This window comes from Prauserella shujinwangii, assembly GCF_003001955.1.
In the GTDB taxonomy this organism is placed as follows: domain Bacteria; phylum Actinomycetota; class Actinomycetes; order Mycobacteriales; family Pseudonocardiaceae; genus Qaidamihabitans; species Qaidamihabitans shujinwangii.
The window spans coordinates 112,479-136,719 of the sequence record NZ_PVNH01000006.1; the positions used below are offsets into that span (position 1 = coordinate 112,479).

At 73.3% G+C, this 24,241-nt stretch carries 20 protein-coding genes; 12 read left to right on the forward strand and 8 right to left on the reverse strand.

From position 1 onward, the window contains the following. Positions 1 to 2: 2 nt before the first annotated feature. A complete protein-coding gene (locus B0I33_RS15835; protein WP_106179555.1) occupies positions 3 to 1,697 on the reverse strand; it encodes an AfsR/SARP family transcriptional regulator in 1,695 nt (564 codons plus the stop codon). Positions 1,698 to 1,732: 35 nt separating this feature from the next. On the opposite strand from B0I33_RS15835, the gene B0I33_RS15840 reads away from it, so the two are divergent. The 6 genes from B0I33_RS15840 (at position 1,733) to B0I33_RS15865 (ending at position 9,904) form a co-directional block, all read left to right on the forward strand. Continuing rightward, positions 1,733 to 2,419 carry a winged helix-turn-helix transcriptional regulator gene (locus tag B0I33_RS15840; RefSeq protein ID WP_106179556.1) on the forward strand — a complete coding sequence of 229 codons (687 nt, stop codon included), beginning with the start codon at positions 1,733 to 1,735 and terminating at the stop codon, positions 2,417 to 2,419. Further along, on the forward strand, positions 2,416 to 3,669 hold the full coding sequence (locus tag B0I33_RS15845) for a sensor histidine kinase (RefSeq protein WP_106179557.1): 1,254 nt from the start codon (positions 2,416 to 2,418) through the stop codon (positions 3,667 to 3,669). Before B0I33_RS15840 ends, B0I33_RS15845 begins: the two co-directional genes overlap by 4 nt. 113 nt (positions 3,670 to 3,782) lie before the next feature. Then, complete coding sequence (locus B0I33_RS15850) at positions 3,783 to 5,672, forward strand: fibronectin type III domain-containing protein (protein ID WP_245900732.1); 1,890 nt, start codon at positions 3,783 to 3,785, stop codon at positions 5,670 to 5,672. After that, the gene (locus B0I33_RS15855; protein WP_106179559.1) at positions 5,669 to 6,625 is read left to right on the forward strand and encodes an AAA family ATPase; all 957 of its coding nucleotides are present in this window, start codon (positions 5,669 to 5,671) and stop codon (positions 6,623 to 6,625) included. The genes B0I33_RS15850 and B0I33_RS15855 overlap by 4 nt, the downstream gene beginning before the upstream one ends. Before the next feature lie 4 nt (positions 6,626 to 6,629). Beyond that, positions 6,630 to 7,772, forward strand: coding sequence for a DUF58 domain-containing protein (locus B0I33_RS15860; RefSeq protein ID WP_181193317.1), 1,143 nt, complete (start codon positions 6,630 to 6,632; stop codon positions 7,770 to 7,772). Next, on the forward strand, positions 7,769 to 9,904 hold the full coding sequence (locus tag B0I33_RS15865; protein WP_106179561.1) for a transglutaminase TgpA family protein: 2,136 nt from the start codon (positions 7,769 to 7,771) through the stop codon (positions 9,902 to 9,904). The genes B0I33_RS15860 and B0I33_RS15865 overlap by 4 nt, the downstream gene beginning before the upstream one ends. A gap of 4 nt (positions 9,905 to 9,908) precedes the next feature. On the opposite strand, the gene B0I33_RS15870 is transcribed toward B0I33_RS15865, so the two are convergent. Further along, positions 9,909 to 11,306: a protein kinase domain-containing protein gene (locus tag B0I33_RS15870; RefSeq protein ID WP_245900734.1), complete on the reverse strand. Its 1,398-nt coding sequence runs from the start codon at positions 11,304 to 11,306 to the stop codon at positions 9,909 to 9,911. A gap of 143 nt (positions 11,307 to 11,449) precedes the next feature. On the opposite strand from B0I33_RS15870, the gene eccD reads away from it, so the two are divergent. Continuing rightward, on the forward strand, positions 11,450 to 12,829 hold the full coding sequence (gene eccD / locus B0I33_RS15875) for a type VII secretion integral membrane protein EccD (protein ID WP_106179562.1): 1,380 nt from the start codon (positions 11,450 to 11,452) through the stop codon (positions 12,827 to 12,829). A gap of 4 nt (positions 12,830 to 12,833) precedes the next feature. After that, positions 12,834 to 14,246: a type VII secretion protein EccB gene (eccB, locus tag B0I33_RS15880; RefSeq protein ID WP_106179563.1), complete on the forward strand. Its 1,413-nt coding sequence runs from the start codon at positions 12,834 to 12,836 to the stop codon at positions 14,244 to 14,246. 25 nt (positions 14,247 to 14,271) lie between these two features. Here the strand turns inward: eccB and mycP are convergent, their stop codons facing one another. The 6 genes from mycP to B0I33_RS15905 all read right to left on the reverse strand — a co-directional run bounded on the left by mycP (position 14,272) and on the right by B0I33_RS15905 (position 18,016). Continuing rightward, positions 14,272 to 15,570, reverse strand: coding sequence for a type VII secretion-associated serine protease mycosin (gene mycP, locus B0I33_RS15885; protein WP_106179564.1), 1,299 nt, complete (start codon positions 15,568 to 15,570; stop codon positions 14,272 to 14,274). A gap of 4 nt (positions 15,571 to 15,574) precedes the next feature. Next, entirely contained in the window at positions 15,575 to 15,913 is a 339-nt protein-coding gene (locus tag B0I33_RS15890; RefSeq protein ID WP_106179565.1) for a hypothetical protein, read from the reverse strand. Continuing rightward, on the reverse strand, positions 15,913 to 16,293 hold the full coding sequence (locus tag B0I33_RS15895; RefSeq protein WP_181193318.1) for a YbaB/EbfC family nucleoid-associated protein: 381 nt from the start codon (positions 16,291 to 16,293) through the stop codon (positions 15,913 to 15,915). The genes B0I33_RS15890 and B0I33_RS15895 overlap by 1 nt, the downstream gene beginning before the upstream one ends. 289 nt (positions 16,294 to 16,582) lie before the next feature. Next, complete coding sequence (locus B0I33_RS29665; RefSeq protein WP_146147508.1) at positions 16,583 to 16,915, reverse strand: hypothetical protein; 333 nt, start codon at positions 16,913 to 16,915, stop codon at positions 16,583 to 16,585. Positions 16,916 to 17,085: 170 nt separating this feature from the next. After that, entirely contained in the window at positions 17,086 to 17,382 is a 297-nt protein-coding gene (locus B0I33_RS15900; RefSeq protein WP_106179567.1) for a hypothetical protein, read from the reverse strand. A 34-nt stretch (positions 17,383 to 17,416) separates the two neighbouring features. After that, positions 17,417 to 18,016, reverse strand: coding sequence for a WXG100 family type VII secretion target (locus tag B0I33_RS15905; RefSeq protein WP_245900736.1), 600 nt, complete (start codon positions 18,014 to 18,016; stop codon positions 17,417 to 17,419). Between the two features lie 185 nt (positions 18,017 to 18,201). Between B0I33_RS15905 and eccCa the strand changes: the two genes are divergently transcribed. Genes eccCa through B0I33_RS29670 form a run of 4 tightly spaced genes read left to right on the forward strand, consistent with a single transcriptional unit; the run spans position 18,202 to position 24,128 of the window. Beyond that, positions 18,202 to 22,176, forward strand: a complete 3,975-nt coding sequence (eccCa, locus tag B0I33_RS15910; RefSeq protein WP_106179821.1) for a type VII secretion protein EccCa — start codon at positions 18,202 to 18,204, stop codon at positions 22,174 to 22,176. Continuing rightward, positions 22,173 to 22,517 (forward strand): hypothetical protein, encoded by a 345-nt coding sequence (locus tag B0I33_RS15915; RefSeq protein ID WP_245900738.1) that lies wholly within the window; start codon positions 22,173 to 22,175, stop codon positions 22,515 to 22,517. Before eccCa ends, B0I33_RS15915 begins: the two co-directional genes overlap by 4 nt. Position 22,518: 1 nt before the next feature. Next, positions 22,519 to 23,835 (forward strand): YML083C domain-containing protein, encoded by a 1,317-nt coding sequence (locus B0I33_RS15920; protein ID WP_106179569.1) that lies wholly within the window; start codon positions 22,519 to 22,521, stop codon positions 23,833 to 23,835. Positions 23,836 to 23,867: 32 nt separating this feature from the next. Next, entirely contained in the window at positions 23,868 to 24,128 is a 261-nt protein-coding gene (locus tag B0I33_RS29670; RefSeq protein ID WP_146147509.1) for a hypothetical protein, read from the forward strand. The last annotated feature ends 113 nt before the right edge of the window (positions 24,129 to 24,241 follow it).

The following is a 24,241-nucleotide window of genomic DNA, read 5'->3' on the forward strand; positions in this document are numbered from 1 at the left end:
AGTCAACACCGGTTCCCGCACGCCACCCGCACCGCCGGTCCGGGCGAACCCACCGACGCACACGTGCGGCACGCCGCGACGTGGATCACGAGCCGGTGGCGGCGGTACCGCCCGGTCCCGCGCGGGTCGAGCAGGCTCACGTCCACGAGTGCCTCGAGCGCGGGCAGCGTGGCCTCGGGCGCGCGGCCAAGGATCCGCGCGGCCGCGGCGAGATCGAACTCGGCAGGCAGGGCGGCGAGCCCGGACAGCACCGACCGCAGCTCGCCGCGCAGCCGCTGCACCGGCGCCGCCAGGGCTCGCCGGTGGCCGCTCGCGCACGCGAGCACGCGGCACGGGTCACCGCCGAGCTGCTCGGCCAGCGACCGCACCGACCACAACGGACGCGTGGCGAGCCGGTCGGCCACCTCCCGGATCACCGCGGGAATCCCGCCGAAGCACTCCACGAGCGAGTCGGCCGAGCCGCCTGTCGGCTCTCCCCCGGCCGGGGCGAACATCGCCATCGCATCGGCCCGCGGCAGCGGGCCGAGCGCGATCCGTGCGGCGCCGTCGACGTGCCAGTCCCGCCGCCGCGTGGTGATCAGCGTCAAGGTGCCGGAGCCCGGAGGCAACAGCGGCGCGACCTGGCCGAGCCCGTCGGCGTCATCGAGCACCACCAGCACCCGCCGGTGCGCGAGCTCCGATAGCCACAGCGCGGACCTCTCGTCCAGCGCGTCGGGGACGAACGACTCCGCGACGCCGACCCGGCGCAGCAGGCGGGCGAGTACCTCCGCGGGGCCGAGGCCGCGCAGGTCAACGAAGAACTGGCCGTCGGGGAACGCGTCGGCCAGCCCGTGTGCCGCGTGCACCACGAGCGCCGTCTTGCCGACCCCCGGCATTCCGTCCACGAGCACCACACCCCCCGCGAAACGGGCAGCGGCACGCGGCGGCGCACGTCGCGGCCTGCCGACCGCGATGGCACGGGCGGCCTCGCCGAGCGCCTCCTCGTAAGCCGCCTGGAGCTCCCTGCCGGGACCAACGCCGAGTTCCCTCGCCAGCACGTGCCTGGCGCGGCGGTAAGCGCCCAGCGCGTCGGCACGCCTGCCCTCGGCGTGCAGCGCGCGCACCAGGAAGGCCCACGCCCCCTCGCGCAGCGGGTCGTCGCCGGTGAGGGCGGTCAGGGTACGTGCCGCCTCGTCGGCGCGGCCGAACGCGAGCTGCGCGGCACCGAGCTCCTCCCGCAACCGGCCGTGCAGCTCGACGAGCCTGCCGGCCTCCTCCGCCGCGCTCGGCACGCCGTCGTACGGGTGGCCACGCCACAGCGCCAGCGCCGCGCCCAGTTCGTCGATGGCCGTCGCGAGGTCTCCCTCGTCCACCGCCGCATGTGCCCGGGCGGCGTGCTCGGCGACGCGGCCGGTGTCGAGCTCACCAGGCAGCACCCGCAGCCGGTAGCGACCGGGCGCGCTCTCGATCCGCGACCGGCCGGCGTCCGCGGGCAGCAGGCGCCGCAGCTGCCACACGTAGGTCTTCAGGTTGGCCCGCGCCGACGGCGGTGCGGCAGCTTCGTGCCAGGTTGCGGCTGTCAGCGTGGCGGCGGTGACCCACGCGTTAGGGTGCTGCAACAACGTCACCAGCACGGTCGCGGCCTTGCCACGGCCGAGCCGGTGGATGTCCCCGCCACGGCCCTGCACCTCCAGCGGCCCCAGAACACGGAAAAGCATGCGACCAACGATCGCGGCACGAACATGAGGATCCGATGACAGCGACGGCACGGGTGCTGGTGGTCGAGGACAACGAGGACCTGCGCGTCGCCGTCGCGGCCGAACTGCGGGCGCAGGGCTTTCACGTCGACGAGGCCGCGGATCTGGCGGAGGCGCACGCCGCGCTCGGTCGAGCGGACCACGACTGCGCGGTGTTCGACCGCATGCTGCCGGACGGCGACGCGGTCACCTACGTGGGTCGGCGCAGGCAGGACGGCTGGGCCGTACCCGTGCTGTTCCTCACGGCGCGCGACGCCGTCGCCGACCGGGTCGCGGGCTTCGAGCACGGGGGCGACGACTATCTGGTGAAGCCGTTCGCCGTCCCCGAGATGTCGGCCAGGGTGATCGCGCTGTGCCGCCGCGCCGGTGAGCGACGGTCGCCCGTGCTGCGCCACGGCGACCTCGAACTGGACAGCGCGCGACGACGGGTGCGGCGCGCGGGAGCCCTGGTCACCGTGAGCGACAAGGAGTTCGCGATCCTCGAGTACCTGATGGCCCGCCCCGAGCAGGCGGTCACCCGCAGCGAGCTCATCGACCACTGCTGGGACACCAGCACCGATCCGATGTCCAACGTGGTGGACGTGGTCGTCCGCCGGTTGCGGGCGAAGCTGCGCACGCCCGAGCTGATCCACACGGTCCGCGGTGTCGGCTACCGCTTCGGTGCGGCGCGGAGCGGCTCGTGACGACCTCGGCCGCCGCCCGGCTGCGGCGGCTGCGCTGGCTGCTCACCGTCCTGTTCACCATCCTCAACGCGGCGGGCCTCGTGGTGCTCGCGTGGCTGTTCATCGAGCAGGACCGCGAGGCGGGCGAGCTGCGGATGGACACCGAACTCAAGCAGGTCACCGCGGCGGTGCTGCGACTCGTCCAGCGCACAGGCGACACGGGAATCACCACGGGGTACATCGGCGGCGACCAGATCGACACCAGCTGTCCCGAGTTCGCCGTGCTGCCCGCGGGCGCGGGCGAGTTCGACCCGCACTTCAGCACGCGCGACTGCGTGGCCGAGGACCGGAGGTACCTCTACGGCCTCGCGCGGGACGCGGCCGCGAGCGGCAGGTTCGTCGAGGGCTACGTTCCCGGTCAGGGCGGCGAGCTCGTCCGGGTCGTCGCCCAGCCGTTCCTCAACGCGGCGGGCCAGTACGCGGGCGCGGTCGTCGCCACCAGCGACCCCAGCGCGGCCCTGGCCCAGCACCGCAACGTCGTGCTGTGGGTGATCGGCGGCTGCGCCCTCCTGGTGAGCGCGCTCGCGGTGACCGGGCACGTGCTCTCCGGCCGCGCCATCCGGCCGGCGGCCGCCGCGCTGGAGCAGCAGGAGGTGCTGCTGGCCGAGACCGCGCACGACCTCCGCACGCCGGTCGCGGCGCTGCGGGCGCTGGCCGAGACGGCCTGGCGTAACCCCGCGGAACGGCCGGACCTGCTGCCCCGGACCGTGCGGCTCGCGGCCAGGATGGGTTCCATCATCGACGACCTGCTCGTGCGAGCGCGCCTCGCCGCAGGCGTCGAGGTGCTCGCGATGCAACCGGTCTGGCTCGACCAGCTCGTCACGGCCGTGGTGGAGGAGACGCCCGCCGAGGGCGCGCAGGTCACGGTCACCGCGACGCCGACGAGGATCAACGCCGATCCCGGTCTGGTCCAGCGGGCGGTCGGCAATCTGCTGGCCAACGCCATCCGGTACGGCCGTCAGCCCGGCGCGCCCGCGATCGTGCACATCACCGTGGCCGGTGGGCGGGTGACGGTGGCCGACCACGGGCCGGGCATCGATCCGGCGGTCGCGGAGGAGAGCTTCGACAGGTTCGCCAGCGGCGGCGGCTCCAGCGGTCTCGGCCTGTCGATCGTGCGCTGGACCGCGCAGGCACACGGCGGCTATCTGCGGGTCTACAACGCCCAGGACGGCGGCGCCATCTTCGAGCTCGCCTTCCCGCCGGTCCCCTGACGAGCCGCCCGACTGGGCTGCCGGCCGCGCCTGCGCCCGGGCGCTCGGCCGTTCCGGCGGCCCTGTGGGCGATCTGGACCCGGGATGTACCGGCGTATCCTATGCTTGCCCCCGTGACGGGGAGCAAACTGCGGCGTCGCCTTCCGGTGGCGCTGCTCGTGGCCGCCACCGCGGCCACGGTGACGATCGCGGTATCCGGCGCCGCCGAGCCACCACGGGGGTTCGATTTCGCGCAGGCGGGCCATTGGGTCGCCAGCCCCGATCTCGACATCGTCTTCCACGTCAACGGTGGGGCTCAGACGGTCGACGCGCAGGCGCCGATGACGATCGATCCCGGCGACCGGGTCTACCAGGGCGACACCAGTGCCTACGTGGTGGGCGACTCCCGGATCAGGGAGTTCGGCAAGTCCACTCTGGAAGTCGAGCGCACGATCACCCCGCCGACCGGCGAGCGGCCGGTGGGTGTCGAGACGGCGGGCGGTCCGTACCTCGTGTACCGGGAGGCCGGGACGGTGGTGCGGCTCGGCGAGCAGCCGACGACGATCCGCGCGGGACAGGGGCTCGGCAACCCGGTCGCCACCCCCGACGGCACGCTCTGGCTGCACCGTCGTGCCTCGGGAGTGCTGTGCAAGCTGGCCAGGGGTTCGCACCAGGTGTCCTGCCCCGCCGTCACCCCGCGGGGGCACAGCGGTGAGCTGACCGTCGTCGACACGCGGCCCGCGTTCGTCGACACCACGACGGACACCGTGCACGCCGTGCTCGACGAGGACCTCGGCGAACCCGTCAACATCGGCCTGGACGTGCCCGGCACCGCGAAGATCGGCACGGCCGACGCGGGCGGGCGCATCCCGATCCTCGACCCCGGCAAGGACGAGCTGCACCTCATCGACGCCCGCGGAGTCACCACGGCCGCGCCGCCGGCGGCGCCGGTGACCGTGGACCTGCCCGACGGCGAGTACGCCAGGCCCGAGCCGAGCGGCGACTCGGTCGTCCTGCTCGATCTCGAGAGCAACTCCGTGCGCACCTACGCCAGTGACGGCAAGCAGCAGGACGTCACCCCGGTCCCGCCGGAGACCGGCGAGCCGAGGCTCACGCGCGGCGAGGACGCGCGCGTGTACGTCGACGGCGACAAGGGACGGCACTTGATGGTGGTCGAGGAGGGGGGCCGGACGAGCCAGGTTCCCCTCGTCGGCGAGGAGCGGACCGAGGCAGGGGACAAGCCGCAGGCGCCGCCGCCCGAACGCCGTCAGCGAAGGCAGCAGCAGGAGAACCCGCCCGCGCCACCGCCCTCCCGGACCGACCAGCAGGTCGTCGCACAGGAGCCGCCCGCGCGCCAGGAGCCTCCTCCGCCACCGGCGCCACCACCGGCGCCGCCGGACACGCGCTCGTCTCCGGCGCCGGACCCGCCGCCGCCACCGAAGCCGCTACCCGCGAGCCCTCCAGGGGTCGCCACGAACGTCGCGGCCACGCACGAGACGGGCAGCGACACGGCGCGGATCACCTGGAGTGCCGCGAGTCCCAACGGTGCGCCCGTGACGGCCTACCACGTGTCGTGGCGGCCGGTCACCGGCGCAGGGAACCGGACGCTGGCCGGCAACGCACGCACGGCTGTCCTTTCCGGACTGAGCAAGGGCGTCACCTACACCGTCACCGTGGTGGCGGAGAACCGCGCCGGACGGGGCCCGGCGGCGAGCACGACCGTGGTCATCCCGAACCAGGCCATCACGATCTCGCGTGGCGACCCCAGCGAGTACGACGGCTGCGGCCCGCCATGCCACAAGATCCACGTGGAGGCCACCGGGCTGGAACCCAACACGATGTACGAGTTCGAGGTCGACACCAACCATCCGACCTGGGAGAACCCGGGCTCGGGCTGGGAAACCGACGAGAACGGCAACGCAGTGTTCGAGAACATCGACTTCGGTGAACCCGGCTACGAGGTCTGGGTCTACATCGCCGAGCTCAACCTTGTGTCCAACCGCTACCTGTGGCCGGGCGAATGAGCGCGCGAGCGAACGAGGTGGGCAGGCTCATCTCGGACAACGTGCAGCAGGTCATTCGCGGTAAGCCGGAACTGGTTCGCCTCGCGGTGGCCGCGCTGCTGGCCGAGGGGCACCTGCTGATCGAGGACGTGCCGGGGCTCGGCAAGACAACGCTCGCGCGGTGCCTCGCGCGCAGCATCGGGGGCGAGTGGAGCCGGATCCAGTTCACCCCCGACCTGTTGCCCGGCGACATCACCGGCGTCACCGTCTACCACCAGAAGGACGAGGAGTTCACGTTCCACCGCGGGAGCGTCTTCGCGAACATCGTCGTCGCCGACGAGGTCAACCGCGGCACTCCCAAGACGCAGTCGGCGCTGCTGGAGGTGATGTCCGAACGGCGCGTCACGGCCGACGGCGTCACGCACGACGTGCCGCGCCCGTTCCTCGTTGTCGCCACGCAGAACCCGATCGAGATGGAGGGCACCTACCGGCTGCCCGAAGCGCAGCTCGACCGGTTCCTGATGCGACTGTCGGTGGGGTACCCGGACGTCGCGTCGGAAGTTCTGGTGATCATGAGCGACTGTGCCGGTGTCACCGCGGACGATCTGCCGACCGTGGTGGACATCGAGACGCTGCGCGGGGCCATCGAGGACGTGCGCCGCTCACACATCGACCGTGCCGTCGTGGAGTATGCCGCCAGGCTCACCGCGGCGACCCGCGACCACGTGGCCGTGCGGTTCGGTGCCAGTCCCCGGGGCAGTATCGCGCTGGTGCGCACCGGTCAGGCGCTCGCCGCGATGGCGGGGCGCGGGTTCGTGACACCGGACGACATCAAGGACGTCGCCAGGCCGGTGCTCGCGCACCGGCTGATCCTGACGGCGGAGGCGGAGCTGAGCCAGCGCACCCCTGGGGAGATCGTCGACGAGGTGCTCGCCGCGACGCCCGCGCCCGCGGTCAACGCGGCCACCAGGTGACGCCGTGCGGCCCACCAGGCGAGGCATGGCGGTGCTCGGGCTCTGCGTGGTTCTGGTCGTGTTCGGACAGTGGGCGGGGTATCCCCTGTTGCGTGCGCTGGGTGGCATCGCGCTCGCGGCGGTGCTGGCGGCCGCCGCACTGACCGCGCGCCCGGTGCGCGTGACCGTGACGCGTTCGGTGTACCCGGACCGGGTCGAGCGCGGCAAGCCCGCTCTGGCCCGCCTGCGGGTGCGCAACCCGACAGGGCACCGGCAGCCGGCGTTGCTCGCCACCGACACGGCGGGCGGGGCGGAACACACCGTGCGGGTCCGCGCCTCGCCACCACGAGCCGAGTCCACGTATCACTACGAGCTCGCGACCGCGGTCCGCGGCGAGCTGACCGTCGGTCCGCTGCTGCTGCACCGGGTCGACCCGTTCGGGCTCGCCACCAACAGGCTGCCCACCGGCGACACCGCGATCCTCAAGGTGTACCCGCGCCAGTTTCCCGCGCGGGCGCTCGTGGGCGCGCATCCCCGGCACCACCACGAGGGCGCCGCGACCGATGCGGTGCTCCGCGGTTCGATCGACCTCCGTGACGTGCGGGAGTACCAGCCGGGGGACGAGGTGCGGCACCTGCACTGGAGGGCGACCGCTCGCACGGGACGGCTGATGGTGCGGGACCTGGCCGACCCCCAGCAGCCGCGGTTCACCGTGCTGCTCGACACACGCCGTGGTTCGCTCGCGCCGGAGACGTTCGAGGAGGCCGTCGACGTCGCGGCCTCCCTGCTGGCTTCCTCGGCCAGGGCCGGGCAGCACACCAGGCTCGTCACCTCCTCCGGCCTCGACGTGCCGACCGCGGGCGGGAGCCAGGCGTCCCGCACCCTGCTCGACGAGCTGTGCGTGCTCCGGCAGGACGGCGACGCGCGCGGCGCGGTGGTGCCTGCGGCGCTGGCCGCGAGCCGTGGCTTCGGCGGCTGCCTCGCGGTCGTCACCTCGCCCGGGCCCGAGCTGGCGTCGATGGCCTGGCTGCGGCAGCGCTACTCGTCGATCTTCGTGTTCGTGCTCGGAGGTAGCGGCCGTGAGGCGCACGCGGTGACCGGGGCACGGATGGTCGGCGCCGACAACGCCGCGCACGCCGTCCGCAGGTGGAACGAGGTGCTCGGTTGACCCGCCTCACTCCGGTGCCCGCCGTTCTCGTGACGCTGGCGTCCGTGGTCGCCGGGCTGTTGTTCGCTCCCGTGTTCGGTGTGTGGCCGCTGGTCCTCCCTCTGCTCGTGCCGGCCGCGGTGTCGCTGGCGATCGCGGTCGTGGTGTCCCACCGCGAGGCGCTGGTGCCGTGGCGGCCGGTGCTCGCGCTGCTCGGCGGCCTGCTCGGCGTCGTCGAGACCATGCTGTGGTCCACGACCGTCGCCGGACTGCCGACCGGCAGCACCGCACGCGCACTGGGGTCCGGAATCACCAGCTCGTGGCAGCTCGCGCTGCAGTCGACGTGGCCAGCCCGCCCGGAACCCGCCCTGATGCTGTTCGTGCCACTGCTCGTCCTGCTCGCGAGCGTGCTGGGGGTCGAGCTGCTGCACCGCTGGGGAGCGCTGCCCGCATTGGCCCCGGGCTTCGCTGTGCTCGTGCTCAGCCAGTTCTACAGTGCCGCCACGGGCCTAGCGGCGGTGCTGGCCGCGCTCGCCTACGCGGCCGCCGCCGGGGCGTTGCTGATGGCCACGAGACCGGAGCGCGGGTCCCCGGGGCGGCGGCTGTCGTCGGGGCTGCTGCTCGCCACGCCGGCCGTGGTGCTCGCCGCGATCGGCGCCCTGCTCGGCGCCCTCGTGCTGCCCGGCGAGGACGCGAGGTACACGCTGCGGGACGAGCAGTTCGCCCCGCTGACGGCGAGCAACCTGACCAATCCGCTGGATATGCTGTCCTACCGGCTCGCCCATCCCGGCGTCCCGGTGTTCACAGTGGACGGCGATGGTGCCGTGGACCGGTGGCCGGTGGTCGTGCTCTCGGGCTTCGACGGTGTCAACTGGACCCCGGGATCGGCCTATCGCAGGCTCGGCTCGGCACTGGCGCCCAGCCCCGACGTCGCGGTCGAGGTCGAGTGGCGAACGGCCCGGATCAGCGGCGCCCGCCTCGACGGTCCCTGGCTGCCGAGCCAGCCGTCGCCCGCCGCGGTCGGCGGGATCCGCCCGCTCGTGGAGGAACGGCAGGGCTCGCTGCTCGCTCCTGATGCGCCGCGGCCCGCCTCGTACACGTTGAGCTGGTGGGAACCCCAGGTGGATCGCGACGACCTGGTGAACGCCGCCATCGACCGCGACGTCGCCGCCGGGATGCGGGGTGGCGTAGGGCAGGTTCCGGAGGGAATCGCCGAGCTGGCCGACCGGGCGGTGCCCGCGAGGCCGACCTTCCGGACCGCCGTGGCACTGGCGGACTTCCTGCGCACGGAGTACCGGCTCGCGACGGGCCAGAACCTGCCCACCGGGCATTCGTGGGCGCAGCTGCGGGAGTTCCTGCTGGACAGCAAGCGCGGCACCAGCGAGCAGTTCGCCGCCGCCTACGTCGCGCTGGCCAGGATGAAGGGAATTCCGGCGCGGCTCGTCGTCGGGTTCCGGGCACCGGCCGACCGCGAAGGCGGGCGGTACACGGTCCGCAACGGCGACGCGCTGGCCTGGCCGGAGGTCGCCGTCGAGGGCGTCGGCTGGGTGCCGCTCGACCCGAGTGGTTCTGCCGGCGCGGTCGGTGCGGTGCCCGCCCGGGGTCTGGCGGCGGCCACCGAGGAAGTGCGCAGATCGTTGCCCGAACGCGACGAGCTCCGCGACGCCCCTGTCGCGCCTGAGCCGGCGCCGCCAGGCTCCGATTCCGGCAGTGGCTGGCCGGTCCCGTGGTGGGTGCTGCTGGCGGTACCGGCGGCGGCGCTGGCCTGGCTGACCGGGGTACCGCTCGCCAAGGCCTTGCGGGCACACGGGCGCAGGCGGAAGCCGGGCGCGGCCACCGTGATCGGCGCCTGGGAGGAGGCGCGGGACATGCTGCGCGCCCACGGGGTCCCGGTGTCGCCGGGCATGACGGTGCGGGACCTGACGACGGTGGCCGTGGCCGCTCAGCCGCTCGGCGACGAGGCCACCCAGGGGCTGCGGTCACTGGGCGCCGCGGTGGACGTCGCGCTGTGGTCCGGTACCGAGCCCGGGCCGGACAGCGGGACGCAGGCGTGGGCCGCGGTCCGCGCGATGCGCAAGGGGCTGGCACGGCGAGGTCTGCGGGCGCGGATCCGTGCCGCGGTGAACCCCGCTCCCCTGCGGCCCCCGCGGTGAGCGCCTACTCGCTGCAGGTCGCGTTGTGGATGGGCTTCGACTGGCTCGTGTAGACGCCCGCGCTGTTCGCGCCCTGAACCTGGAAGCAGTAACCCTTGACGGGATCGACTTCGAGCCGGTACTCGGTCACCCGCTGCACGAAGATGGTGCGCCGCTGCTGGCCCTCGGCCGCGACGACGATCGCGTAGTCGAGCGGCTCGCTGCTGCTCCACGACAGCTCCACGTAGTTGCCCTTGTCGACGGGGTCGGCGAGCTCGATGTGCACGGGCGGGACACTGGGCGCGGCCGGTGGACGATGCTCGGGAACCTCGGCAGCACCGCGCACGTCCAGCTGGGCCGGCTGGTTGAGCAGCAGCACGACCACGGCGACGGCGAGCACCGCCAGCGCCCCGGTCGCCGCGAGGACGAGACCCGCCCTCGGCTTGGCGCGCGGCCGGTCGTCCGGTCCGTACTCGACGAGCAGGTGACCGCGCGGTGGGCCGGGCGGCACCGGAGCGGGAGGCCCGGGGAGTGGTGCGGCGGCCACGGGAATCGGCCCCGCCGGCACGGAACCCGCCACCGTGCCGCCGAAGTCGTCGAACGCCGGCTCGGTCCGTGCGGGCCCTGTCATGGCGCCGATCCTGGCTGCCACCGTCGCGGCGTCCAGCGGCCGCGCGTCAGGGTTCTTCGCCAGCAGTGCCGCGATGAGCTGCCCGAGCCCGGCAGGCACATCGGGCCGCTGCAGCGGGATCACCTCGCCGCTGAGTGTCCGGAGCAGCTGGTCGTCCGCCTGCTCCCCGGGCCGCCCCTGGTGCGGGGAGGCACCCGAGAGCGCGAAGTACAACACCGCGCCCAGCCCGTAGAGGTCGGTCCGCTCGTCGCGGGTGCCGTCGCGCACCGTCTCCGGCGCGAGAAAACCGGCGGCACCGGTGACATCGCCCGCGAACGCGTGGCGCAGCGCGAGCCCGAAGTCGGCGAGCACCGGCTCCCCCGACGGGCGGAACAGGACGTTGCCCGGGGTGACGCCGCCGTGCACGATGCCGGCCCCGTGCGCGGCCGCGAGCGCGCTGGCCAGCCCGCTGCCCAGGGCCAGAGTGTCGTCGACCGTGAGGGGACCGAACGACGCGACCAACTCCGGCAGCGACTGTGCGCACAGCTCCATCCGGAGCGCGCAGCGGCCGTCAGGCAGCTCCTCGACGCGGTCGGCGACGAGAACATGGGCCCGGGTGCGTAGGTCGGCGAGGCCGCGCAGCTCGGCGTCGACATCACCGCGGGTACGCCGGTCGATGCCCCCGGGGAAGACCTTCAGGGCGAACGCCGCGCCGCTGTGCGCATCGACACCCGCGAACACCGTGGCGACCGGACCGTCGCCAAGGGGAACCAGTTCGTCGCTTCCGGAGAGCATCGTCATCGCGCTGGTCATTGTGGCGTCATCCCGTCGTGTCCGCTAGCTGCCGTCCCGGTTCCGCCGCCTTCCTCGCGCCGCGATCGTAGGCAGTGATCAGGTGCAGGACGGGCTTCACGGCCGTTTGCTGCCACCACCCGAGGCTTCGAAGGGGCACGCGGATGACCACGACACTCGTCAGGGTGACCATCGACGCGCCCGCCCGGCGGCTCGACCTCGCCTTGCCGGAGCGGTCGACCGTGGCCGAGTTGCTGCCGGGCCTGTTGCGGCGCGCGGGCGAGAACCTGCCCGACGACGGGGTGACCGACGGCGGCTGGCTGCTGCGCCGCACCGACGGCACGGCGCTCGAACTCGGCACGACACTGGGCGCCTGTGGCCTCCGCGACGGCGAGGTGCTGCACCTCGTACCGCGGCGCCTGCACTGGCCTGAGCTCGAGTACGACGACCTCGCCGACACGATCGCCCAGGGCAGCGGCCGCACGGGCAACCTGTGGGGTCCGGCGCACACGCGCGCCGCGGGCCTCGCGGCGGGCGGGTTCGCCACCCTGCTGGCGTTGCTGGCGATCGTGCGGGCGGGACCGCCGTGGGCCACGGCGGCGTGGGTCGCGCTCGGCACCGGCGGGCTGCTCCTGCTGGCGGGCACCGTGCTGGCGAGAGCGCTCGGCGACGCGGGCGCCGGTGCCGTCGTCGCGGCGCAGGCGTTGCCGTTCTCGTTCGCCGGTGGCGCCCTGCTGCTCGGGGCCGGCCCGCAGCAGGCCGGGTTCGGAGCCCCGCACCTGCTCGCGGGCTGTTCGGCGCTGCTGATCGCCTCCGTGCTGGGGTATGTGGGCGTGATCGACCGCGCCGAACTGTTCCTCGCGGGCAGCACCGCGGGTGGCGTCGGAGCGTTCGGGGCGTGGCTGGCGACGCTGGACGCGCTGGACGGCGTGGACGGCGCCGCCGTGGCCGCCACGGTGGTGCTGCTGTTCTCTCCGCTGCTCGGTCCGCTGTCGATCCGGCTGGGCAGGGTGCCGATGCCGGTGCTCCCGCGGACGACCGCCGACCTGGTCCGCGACGATCCGCAGCCACCGCGCCGCGCGGTCTACGCCGCGGTGCTGCGCGCCGACCAGTTGCTGACCGGAATGATCGCCGGATCGGCCACGGTCGCCGTGGTGTGCCTGCTCGTCGTCGCACGGGAGACGAGCACGTCGGTGATCGTGCTGTTGTCCGTGCTGTCGGCGGGTTTCTGCCTGCGCGCCCGCCTCTATCCGGCGCTGCGGCACCGGGCGCCGCTGCTGTTCACCGGGGTGTTCTGCGCGGGCGCCCTCGCGGCGGGGCCCGCGATGAGCGTCCCCGGGAGCCTGCTGGCCGTGACCACCCCCGCCTTGCTGCTCGCCGGTGGGCTCGCCGTCGTGGCCGGGCTCCGGCACAGCGGGAGTGCTCCGAGTCCCTTCCTCGGCCGGTACGCGGAATTGCTGGAGGTGGCGATCGTGCTGGCCTGCGTGCCGGTGCTGTGCGCGGTGCTCGGCCTGTACGGCATCATGCGCGGGCTCGGCGGGTGACGCCGTGTCGTCGAAACGCGATCTGCTGCAGGCGCACCAGTTTCTCGCTCAGCGCACCACCTCGGCGCTCGTCACCCGCGACCCGGATCCGGAACAGCCGCCGTTTCGCCGGCCCGGTGGGGCGGCGCTCGGCAGCATCGTGCTCGCCGTGCTCGCCCTCGCGGGGTTCGCGGTGTTCGGACTGGTCAACCCGGGCGGCAACTCGGCCTGGCGCGACCGGCCCTCGGTCATCGTCACGAAGGAGACCGGCGCGCGCTACGTCTACCTTGGCGGGACACTGCATCCCGTGCCGAACTACGTCTCGGCACTGCTGGCGCTGGGTGAGCATGCCGAGACGGTCTCGGTGTCGAGCGACTCGCTGCTGGGCGTACCGCGCGGAGCGCGGATCGGGATTCCCGACGCGCCCGACGCCCTGCCCGGCAGGGACAAGCTGCTCACCGGCGGCTGGAGTCTCTGCTCCCGCCCCGTGCCCGACGAGACCGGGCAGGGCACGGAGGCGTCGGTCCTGCTGGTCGGCGAGGGCGCGCGCGGCGGCAGGCCGGTCGGCGAGGCCGCCGTACACGTCGAAGTCCCCGACACCGGGGAGCAGTACCTGATCTCCGGCGGCTACCGGCACCGCATCGGCCATCCGGGCCCGGTGGCCGTCGGGCTCTCGCTGCAGTCCGAGCCCACGGTGCGCACCAGCATGCCGCTGGTGGACCTGATCCCGGCAGGCGAACCGATCTCTCCCATCCGGCTCGCGGGCACGGGCTCGCGGTCGACCGCCGTGCCGGGCCGCGACGACCTCCGGGTGGGGCAGCTGCTCGTCGTCGAGACATCGGGAGGCACGGAGCACTACCTCGCGGACGCCGACCGCCTGCGGCCGATCTCCCCGCTGCAGTACGACCTGCAGCGCGCCGATCCACAGGCCAGGAAGGCCTACCGCGACGGTGAGCCGTCCGGCATCTCGCTGAGTCCGGCCGCGGTCGCCGGCGCTCGCGTGACGCCCGCAGGCGACGCCGGTCCGGCGGCGGCGCCCCGCGTCCGGCCGCGGTTCGCCGGCGGGGACACGCTCTGCGCGACCTACGAGCCGGGGGCGGCGACTCCGGCGCTCCACGTCGACCCCCTGCTGCCCGACACCGCAGCGCTCGCGACCGCGGGCCGCACCGCTCGCGGGATGCCCATCGCGGATGCGATCCACGTCGAGCCTGGCCGGGCCGCGGTGGTCGAGGCGATGCCGAGCGCGGATGCCCAGTCCGGCACCGTCGTGCTGGTCACCGATCAGGGCGAGGCGTTCCCGCTAGCCGGCCGGGAGGTGCTGGACATGCTCGGCTACGGCGACGTACGTCCCGTCCGCCTGCCCGCGGCCATCGTCGCCAGGGTGCCGATGGGCCGCGGGCTCGACCCCGCGGCGGTGCTGGCTCCGGGCGGGCGGTGAGGGGCCGCCGTCCCACGTTCTCGGGTCACAGCCGGTCGGCTGGAGGCGGCGGCACGACGAACAGCTCGTCGGGCAGCTCGTCGCGCACCGGCCCCCGTGCCGGGAGCACGGCACGACGGGGTTGCCAGCGGGACCGGCGCCCGCGCAGCAGGACGAAGGCCACGGCCGCTCCCAGCACCGCGGCCGCGAGGGTCACGACGGCCGCCACCCGGGAGGCCGAGGTGCTGCCGTCCCACCACGCGGAGGCACGTGCCTGCGCCGGGTCGGTCGCGGGCCGCTCGACCGGGGGTGGCGGGGACGGCGGTGCGCCGACGAGACCGTCGGTCACCGCCCGGTACGGATCGACCAGCCCTGCGCCGTAGGCCTGGCTGTCCAGGCCGCCGGGAGCAGGGGTCGCCGTGGCGAGAATCCGCTGCACCACCTGCTCCGCCGACAGCTCTGGCCGCGCCGATCGCACCAGCGCGGCCGTCGCCGCGACGAACGGCGCCGCGAAGCTCGTGCCTTCGTGATACCGGTGCCCGCCCGCGCGTGCGGCCGCGAGCACTCCCCCGCCCGGTGCGACGATGTCCACCTGTGGACCGATCTGGGAGCTCGGCAGGCGGGTGCCCGTCGGGTCGACCGCACCCACCCCGAGCACACCGTCGTAGCCCGCAGGGTAGGTCGCCGGGCCAGGGGCCGTGCCTTCCTGGGCGTTGCCCACGGCGGCGACCACGACCACATCCTCGCTCTGGGCGTGCCGGACGGCGTCGCGCACGAAACGGTTGTCCAGGCTACCCGCGACGGACAGGTTGATGACGTCGGCGCCGTGGTCGGCCGCGTACCAGATGCCGCGGGCGAGCACCTCCGGGTCGATGGCCTGCGCCGTACCCTCACCGGTGGCGTCGCGCTCGCTGACACGCACCGGCAGGATCGTGGCATCGGGGGCCAGCCCGGCGAAGCCGATGCCCTCGGCGGGCCGCGCGGCGATGATGCTGGCGACGGCCGTGCCGTGCGAGACACAATCGAAGCTGCCCGGCAGGTCGCCGACGAGGAAGAAGTCCTGCCCGCGCAGCACCTTTCCGGGCTCGCGCAGCTGCGGATGGTCACTGTCCACGCCGGAGTCCACGACCGCGACGACGACGCCGCTACCCGTGGCCTGCCGTCGCACGGCCTGCGCGCCGAGGGTCCGCTGGGCCCACGGCAGCTCGCGGACGACAGGGCTGGCCGGGCTCGGGTTGTCGCACGCGCCCGGTGGTGGCGCCGCGACGGCGGCACCCGGGCTCGCGACGGAGCCGGTGACGGCCGCCGCGAGCGCGGCGGCCGTCACCGTCCTGAGACTGCGCATGGCTTTACCCGGCGATCTCGCGGCCGTCCGTGCCGGTCAGCCGGGTGAGCGCGCCGCCGCCCCTGGTGTCGGCGGCCCGGTAGTCGGCGACGCAGCAGAGCGCGTCGTCGCACAGCGTCCGGTACGCGGTGGGAATGCCGTCGGCTCTGGCCGTCAGCCGCTCCGCGAGCGGCCGGTACCGCTCCAGGAAGGCCTGCGCGACGAGGTCACCGCCGATCCCTGCCTCGCTGGCCCGCAGCGCGTGTTTGCGCTTCTCCCAGGCGCCTGCGAAGTCCTCGCCCGCGGCGCGCAGCCGGTTGTGGTTCGCCGTCACCGCGTCCGGGTCCCTGTCGTAGCCGGCCATCACGGTTCTCCCTCGATCTTCGTGCCGAGCTGGTGCAGGAACGCGTCGGTGTGCACGTCGGTGCTGTCGCGTTTCGCGGTGGGTGGCAGATAGCGGCGGGTGAGCTCGAACAGCTCGTCGTGCGACCGCGCGACGGCGTCGGCGATGGTGTCCACAATGGCCCGCGCGAGCGCCCGGGAATCCTTCGTGCGGTAGATCCGGGGGTTCAGGTAGAGGTCGCTGAGTTCGCCCCGGCCCACGACCGTGGCACTGATCAGGCCGTCCGGGGAATCCGCCGTCACCTCGATGTCGGCGATTCTGGCCCGGATCTCGAGGAGGTCATCGCGCAGTCTTTCGTATTCCGCCTTCCGCGTGGCGGCGTCGATCATCGGCCCTGCCATCAGTGTCTCTCCCTTCCCTGTTCTCCAGCGGTTTCCGCCTTACGCCCCGGTCCGAGTCGAGGGCGGACAGCATCACTGCGAAGTCGGCCGCGATCTGGTCGGCCTGGTCGAGCGTCGCCGTCGACGTCGCCCGCAACACCGGCGTTCCGGTGGGTGAGGCGCTCTCCACGAGAGCGACGTACTCTTCCACCCGAACGAGCCGCTGTGGCGGTGGCGGAGTTCCACCGCTCAGGTGGAGCACCTGCCGCAGCCGTGGCCCACGAGGTCCCTGCCAGCCGGCGGCGATCGGTCATGATCGCCGCCGGCTGGGTGCTCCGGGTTCGGCCCGTTCGGCAGCGCCTTCGGTGGCCAGCGTTTCCTCGGTGGCCGCAGTGTCCTCAGTGGCCGGAGTTTCGTCGGGGCCCTCGGCCGGGCTTTCGGCAACCGGCTCGGCCTCGGCGCTTTCGGCTGCTCCAGGGTCCTCGCTCGCGTTGCCAGCGGCCGCGTCCGCGGGCTCAGCGCCTTCGCTGCCCTCGCCACCCTCCGGAGCGCCGGATCCGGCGCTCGACGGTTCCGCGGATGCCGTCTCGGGGGCCGGCGCCGGGACACCTGAGGACCCGCCTTCGCCTGCCTGCTCGGTCATGGTCGATGCTCCTTGGACGGCGAACCGGTCTGTTTACCGCGATCCAGTCTCGCGAACGCGAGACGCGAGCAACGGGCGTTGGCCTGTTCCGGTCATCCGGAAGGACCGGCACGCCACAGAAAAATGTCCCGGTGCACTCGCGCGCACCGGGACATCGTCGGCGTGTGCCGTCACATACCCGAACCGAGCCGTCCGCAGGAACGCTGCACCGCGGCCATGTTCTCGTGGTTGCAGGTCTGCACGCCCTGGTTCATCGCCTGCATCAGCTCCTGGCCAGCGGCCATCACCTGCTGGCACGCCCTGCTGATCTCGGCGAACTGACCACCCGCCTGGTCGAGCCAGTCGGCCTGCGTCATCCCCGAGGCCTGGCCCCAGGAGTCGATCGACTGCTGAACACCGTTGACGCAGCCGTTCATGTTGGCCGACAGGGCGTCGAGTGCGCCGAACATCGCGAGCTTACGCGTCATGAGTCACTCCTTTCCGTTGTCTCCCTGGTTCTGGTCAGAGAGCCCGCAGCACTCCGGCGAAGGCGTAGGTCCCGGACGAGGAGTCGCCGCCATCACCATCACCGCCGGCACCGCCAGCACCGCCGTTGTCGTCGTCCTCGTCGCCGCTGTCGCCGCTGTCGCCGCTGTCGCCGTCTCCATCGGAGTCGCCGTCACCGAAGCCGAAGTCGGACAGGTCCCCGTCGCCGAGGCCGAAGCCCGAGTCACCGCCACTGAGGCCGAGATCGGACCCGAAACCGCCGCCGAAGCCGGACCCGCCGAGCCCACCGCTCCCGAACACGCCGTCACCGATGCCGGCGAAGCCCGCGGCACCCTGCTGGTCGACATCGATGTAGTCGTTCATGGCGAACCTGGTGTCCTGGCCCAGCTTCTCGAGCTTCTGACACAGGTTGCGAATCGCCATGTCCCACTTCTTGTGCGCCACCAGCAGCGCCTGCGACTGCTCCATGTTCCACTGCGCGGGAATCACGGAGTTCACTTCGCCCTCGAGCCGGCAGCGGTGGCCTTCGATCTCCTGAACGACCACCGCTGCCATCTGCACCACGCGGGCGAGTGTGTCTGTGTTGGCGTCCATCAGACCGCCACCAACGAACACAGCCTTCTCCTTTCCGTTCGTACGGCTTGCGCCGTCCCGTGCCCGCGACACCGGCGGACATGTGCTGAGCCAACCGCGTCCGCGCCGCGCGCAGGGCCGTGCGGCACCTTCCTGCCACGAGCCTGCGGCCAACGGCGACGGCGCCGAGAATCACCGAGGTCGGAACTCAGGCGAAGGGCATGGTGATGGGCACCGTCGTCGTACGCAGACCGGTTCGCAGGCCGGCTCCGGAAACGCCGGCGGGCGAGCTCATCCTGGACTCGCCGCCCGAGATCCCGCGCCCGGGAGGCAGGCAGTGGACGCAGCTGCTCATGGTGATCCCGATGATCGCCATGATGGCCGCGATGATGCTGCTGTTCTCGGGAAGCTTCGGCGGCAGCTCCAGCGTGCTGCGGCTGGTGGTCATGGGCCTGTTCGGCGTCGGCATGCTCGGCATGCTCGGCATCGCCCTGCTCAACTCGTCCGGGCCGGGCAAACGGGAGATGGGGCAGCACCGCAGGGACTACCTCCGGCAGCTGGGACAGCACCGCATCCGGCTCACCCGCGCCATCCACCGGCAGCGGGACGCCCTGGTCTACCTGCACCCGGAACCGGCGAGCCTGCTCTCGCTCGTGGCGAGCCACCGGCTGTGGGAACGCAGGCCGTCCGACGCCGACTTCGGGGTCGCACGGATCGGCATCGGGCCACAGCGCCCGGCGATCACGCTCGTCCCGCCCGAGGCCAAGCCGCTGGAACGGCTGGAGCCGCTGTCCGCGCTCGCCCTGCGCCGTTTCCTCACGACCTACACGGCCGTTCCCGGGTTGCCGCTGGCCATGGCCGTCAACGGGTTCAGCCGCGTCTACGTCCGGGGCGACCACTCCCGCGGGCTGGCGCTCGTGCGCGCGGTGCTCTGCCAGCTCGCGTTGTTGCAGACCCCCGACGACCTCCGCATCGCGGCCTGCCCGGGCCCGGTCGCGCACGCGCGGTGGGACTGGCTGAAGTGGCTGCCACACGCGCTGCACCCGGAACGGACGGACGCCGCGGGACCGTTGCGGCTCGTCGCGCCCTCGATCGTCTCGATCGAGGCGATGATCGACGACCTGCTCGGCAACCGTGGGCGATTCGATCCCTCGGCGGACCGCCGCGACACGCTGCCGCACCTCGTGGTGGTCGTGGACGGCGGTTCGACCGGCGGCTCCGACAGCGTGCTGACCGAGGGCGGGCGCGAGGGGGTCACGGTGATCGACGTCGGGGGAACGCCGCCGCGTGCGCTCGACCCCGCCACGATCGTGCTGCACGTCGGCGAGGACGGCGCGCTGGCCAGCGAGACCATCGAGGGGGCGGTCGAGCTCGGCTGGGCCGACGCCCTCGACCTGCCCGCGGCGGAGGGCATCGCCCGGCAGCTGGCACCGCTGCGGGTGAGCGCGGACAGGCGCGGTGACGCGCCGATGAGTGCCACCCTGGATCTGGCCGAGTTGCTCGACATCGGCGAGGTCCGCGCCTTCGACCCGGCGGCCACCTGGGTACCGCGGCCGACCAGGGACCTGCTGCGGATCCGGTTCGGCGTCCGCACCGACGGAACGCCCGTGGAGCTGGACCTCAAAGAGTCCGCTCTGGACGGTATGGGGCCACACGGCCTGCTCATCGGGGCGACGGGATCCGGCAAGAGCGAGCTATTGAGGACGATCGTGCTCGCACTCGCCGTGTCGCACCCGCCGAGTTCGCTGAACTTCGCGCTGGTCGACTTCAAGGGCGGCGCCACCTTCGCGACACTGGACGAGCTGCCGCACACCAGCGCCGTCATCACCAACCTCGCCGACGAGCTCCACCTCGTGGACCGCATGACCGACGCGCTCAACGGCGAGCTGCTGCGCAGGCAGGAACTGCTGCGCGCGGCGGGCAACTTCTCCTCGTTGCGCGACTACGAGCGGGCCAGGGCGACGGGCGCGCCACTGCCGGAGGTGCCCACACTCCTGGTGATCTGCGACGAGTTCAGCGAGCTGCTGTCCGCCAAGCCCGACTTCATCGACATGTTCGTCCAGATTGGCCGGGTGGGCCGCTCGCTGGGCGTGCATCTTCTGCTGGCCAGCCAGCGCCTCGACGAGGGCCGCCTGCGAGGTCTGGAGACACATCTGTCGTATCGCATCGGCCTGCGCACGTTCTCGGAGCTGGAGAGCAGGGCGGTGCTCGGCGTCGGCGACGCCTTCAAGCTCCCCCGCGCGCCCGGCCACGGGTTTCTCAAGTGCGACAACGATGCGCTGATCCGCTTCCGCTCCGCCTACGTCTCGGGCGCGCTGCGCATACCCGAGCCGGGACTGGCGGGCACCGGCGACGACGGCGCACGCGACCTGCTCGCCTACTCGACGCGGTACCTCCCACCCGCGCTCGACACCGGCGACACCGACGACGAGCCGCACGACGAGGAGGCGGCCGTCGGCGAGAGCCTGCTCGACGTCCTCGTCGAGCGCATGCGCGGCCACGGCACACCGGCCCACCAGGTCTGGCTGCCCCCGCTGGACGCGTCGCCGACACTCGACCACCTGCTGCCGAACCTCGTCCTGAGCGACGACCGTGGCTTCTCCTCGGCGCACGAGGGGCTGGCGGGCCGCCTGCGCGCGATCGTCGGTGTCGTCGACCGTCCGCTGGAGCAGCGCCGCGACCCGCTGGTGCTCGACCTGTCCGGGTCGGCCGGTCACGTGCTCGTGATCGGCGGCCCGCAGTCGGGCAAGAGCACCGCGTTGCGGACGATCATCACCAGTCTCGCTCTGACCCACACACCCCGCGAGGTGCAGTTCTACTGCCTCGACTTCGGCGGCGGGACGCTGAACTCCGTTCGCGGCCTCCCCCACGTCGGCGGGGTCGCGGGAAGGCAGAACGCCCCGGCGGTGCGCAGGACGATCGCCGAGGTCCTGGGCCTGATCGCGCGGCGGGAGCGGGTGTTCGCCGAGCACGATGTCGACGGGATGGCGGCCTACCGGCGGCTGCGGCGGGAACGCGACGGCGGCGACGCCTGGGGTGACGTGTTCCTCGTCATCGACGGGTGGGGCACCGTGCGGACCGAGTTCGAGGAGCTGGAGGCCGCGGTCGCCGATATCGCCGCCCGCGGCCTGTCCTACGGCGTCCACGTGGTGGTCTCGGCGGGCAGGGCGTTCGACCTGCGGATGAACATCAGGGATCTGTTCGGCAGCAAGCTCGAACTGCACATCGGCGATCCGGTGGACAGCATGGTCGACCGGGCTTCGGCGATCAAGGTTCCCGAGGACGCCCCGGGGCGCGGAGTCACGATGACCAAGCACCAGCTGCTCGTCGCACTGCCGCGGGTCGACGGCGTGCGTACTCCGGACGACCTCGCCGACGGGCTGCGTGAGCTGGTGCGCACTGTGTCGTCGGCCTGGTCGGGGCAGCCGGCTCCGGCCGTGCGCCTGCTGCCGGCCACGGTGCCGTACGCCGAGCTGGCCGGAGCCCACGACGCGGCGGCACACCGGCTCGCCGTGGGAATCGCCGAGCAGGACCTCGCACCCGTGCGGCTGGAGTTCAGGTCGGACCCGCACCTGGTGCTCCTCGGCGACACCGAGTCGGGCAAGACGGCGTTCCTCCGTTCGCTGGCCCACGCCATCACCGGCGCCTACGAGCCCCGCCAGGCGAGGATGATCGTGATCGACCACCGCCGTGGCCTGCTCGGCGACGTCGAGTCGGAGCACCTCATCGGTTACGGCACCGACCGGGACTCGACATCGGTGCTGATGCGGCAGGTCGCCGAGGAGATGACGGTGCGGCTACCGGGCAAGAAGGTCACTCCGGAGCAGTTGCGCGACCGGAGCTGGTGGCGGGGCCCGGAGCTGTTCGTCCTGATCGACGACTACGACCTCGTGACAGGCCAGCAGGACAACCCGTTCCTGCCCATTGCCGATCTCCTCCCGCACGGACGTGACATCGGCCTGCATGTGGTGCTGGCCCGCCGCACGGGTGGTGCGAGCCGGGCGTTGTTCGAGCCGTTCGTCTCGCGGCTGCGCGATGTCGGCTCGCCGGGCCTGCTGCTGTCCGGTGACAAGGACGAGGGGCCGCTGTGGGGCGGGCTCAAGCCCGAGGTGCTCCCGCCCGGCCGGGCGTGGCTGGTGGGCAGGCGGCACGCGCCGCAGCTCGTGCAGCTGGGCTGGGTGCCCAGGAACGAAAACCGATGATCGGAGAATCCATGTGCGAGGCACGGCACGCGATGCACGGAGACCCGGAGGCCATGCGGCGGTTCGCCGAGCGGCTGGCCGGGCTCAGCGCGCCCGAGGCGATCGCCTCCCCGCCGCAGGCGCAAGTGTGTGCGGGCGGTTCCCAGGCGTGCTCGGTGTTCACGGCCGCCGACCTGCTCGCCACGCTCCGGCTCGCGGGCTTTCTCGCCGAAACCGGCGAGGCGATCGAGACACTACGCGCGGCCGCGGCGGTGGCGGCCGAGGACTACCTGGCCACCGACCAGGCCGGGGCGCGGGCAGTGACGGGCGTGGTGGCCGGCGTTGTCCTCGTGGCGGACTGACATGGACGACGGGGGCTACTACGCACGCCTTCCCGCCATGGTCCAGTACGCCGTCGGCGACGTGGAGGCGCACACTCACCTGGCCCATGTCGAGCGAGCCAGCCGCATGTGGCGGGCTGTCGCGGAGGAGCTGAGCACGCTCGCGCACTCGTTGCGCCGCGAGCTCGACTGCCTGCGGGCGAGCTGGAAGGACGCGACCGGCGCCGAGTTCGTCCGCCGGGCCACGGAGCGCCACGCCGCGGTCGAGGACGTGCTCGCGAGGATCCTGGAACACCGGCCGTGGCTGGCCCTCGACGACCTCGCCAGGCAGCTGCTGCTGACGCGTGCCCGGCTCGGCGGCACCGCGGAGCACGCCACGGCGGATGCCCGGTACGTTGCGGCCGAGCATCTGCGGGAGCTCGACCGCTACTTCCTGGCCGCCGCGGACGCGGTGTCCCGTGCGGCGGGCGGGCACGGACACTCCGCCGGGAACCACGCTCTCCGCACGGGCACCGGTGAGGACGCGTGCTGCGCGGAGCCCGCCGACGCCCTGCCGACGCTCGCCGGATCCGCCGGGCCCGGCCTGCTTCCCTCCGTGCCGCTGGGGCCGGGCGCCGCTTCGCCGTTGCCACCGGGCACCCTCGCGATGCCGGGCCTCGTCGCGGTCCCGCCCGGCTCCCTCGCCCACGGCGCTCGGCCCCGCCACGGCCGCTCCCTCGCGACCTCGGAGTCGCGGCCCGCGCACGCGGGTGGGAGCTTCGATCCGAGCGCCCTCGTCGGCGGCGAGCTCGGTGCGGGCGCGCCCGGCCCGGGCACCGCGCCGGGAGGTTCGCCGCCCGGTGCGATGGCCCCGGACGTTCCGCCACGGATCGACCAGGCCGCGAGGCCGGTGCCGCTGTCGGGACCCGCGTCCGCGCCGGAAGCGCCGCAGCCTCCGGCCAATGCCGGTGCGAGCGGCGCGGGATCGTCGGCGGCCACCGGATCCGGCCGGATGATCCCGCCCATGATGATGCTGCCGATGGCGCCGGGTGCGGGCCGGACGGCCGCGGGCCGCTCCGGATCCGCGCGGTCGCTGGAGGACACCGAGCGCACTGCGAAGAAGCCGGCGGCGGCGCCGGGCGTGCCGGCGCGGCTGCGCGGCAGATCGGCGGTGGGCGATCCGGCGGCGAGCGGTGTCCGCCCCATCGCCACGTCCGGTTCACGGCACAGCACGCCGCAGCCTGCCGAGCAGTACCCGCTCGACCGCGAGGTCTGGCAGGTCACGAACATCGGCGGTACGTCCCCCCTGCAGCCGCAGGCCGTGCAGGAGCCACCCCGAGTCCGCCGCCGGCGGCAGTGACCCGTCTCCCCGACCCGAACACGAGGTACTCCATGAGCACGAGGGCGATCGCGCCGCTGACCGCCGCGCTGGCGCTCGTGCTGGCGAGCTGCTCGCAGCAGAGCGCCGGCCAGGGCATGCGCCACGACAGCCCGTTTCCCGGCTGCCACCACGACGACGTCGGTGAGCCCGGCAACGCGCGCCCGGCCAGGATTCGTCGTCGACTTCGGGCCCCGCGGAAGCACGGTGGAGCGCCGCACGCGCCGCCGCCGGGAAGATCTGCGGGCACTCCCCTCCCCCGGCTCGACGATTGACCGGATGGTGCGCTCGCCGCCGACGAGGAGTAAACCCGCACGGGGACTCACCTTTCGGATTCGACGCCCCGGCGCACCTCGACGTCGCCGTATCCGGCGGTCCGGATACGTGA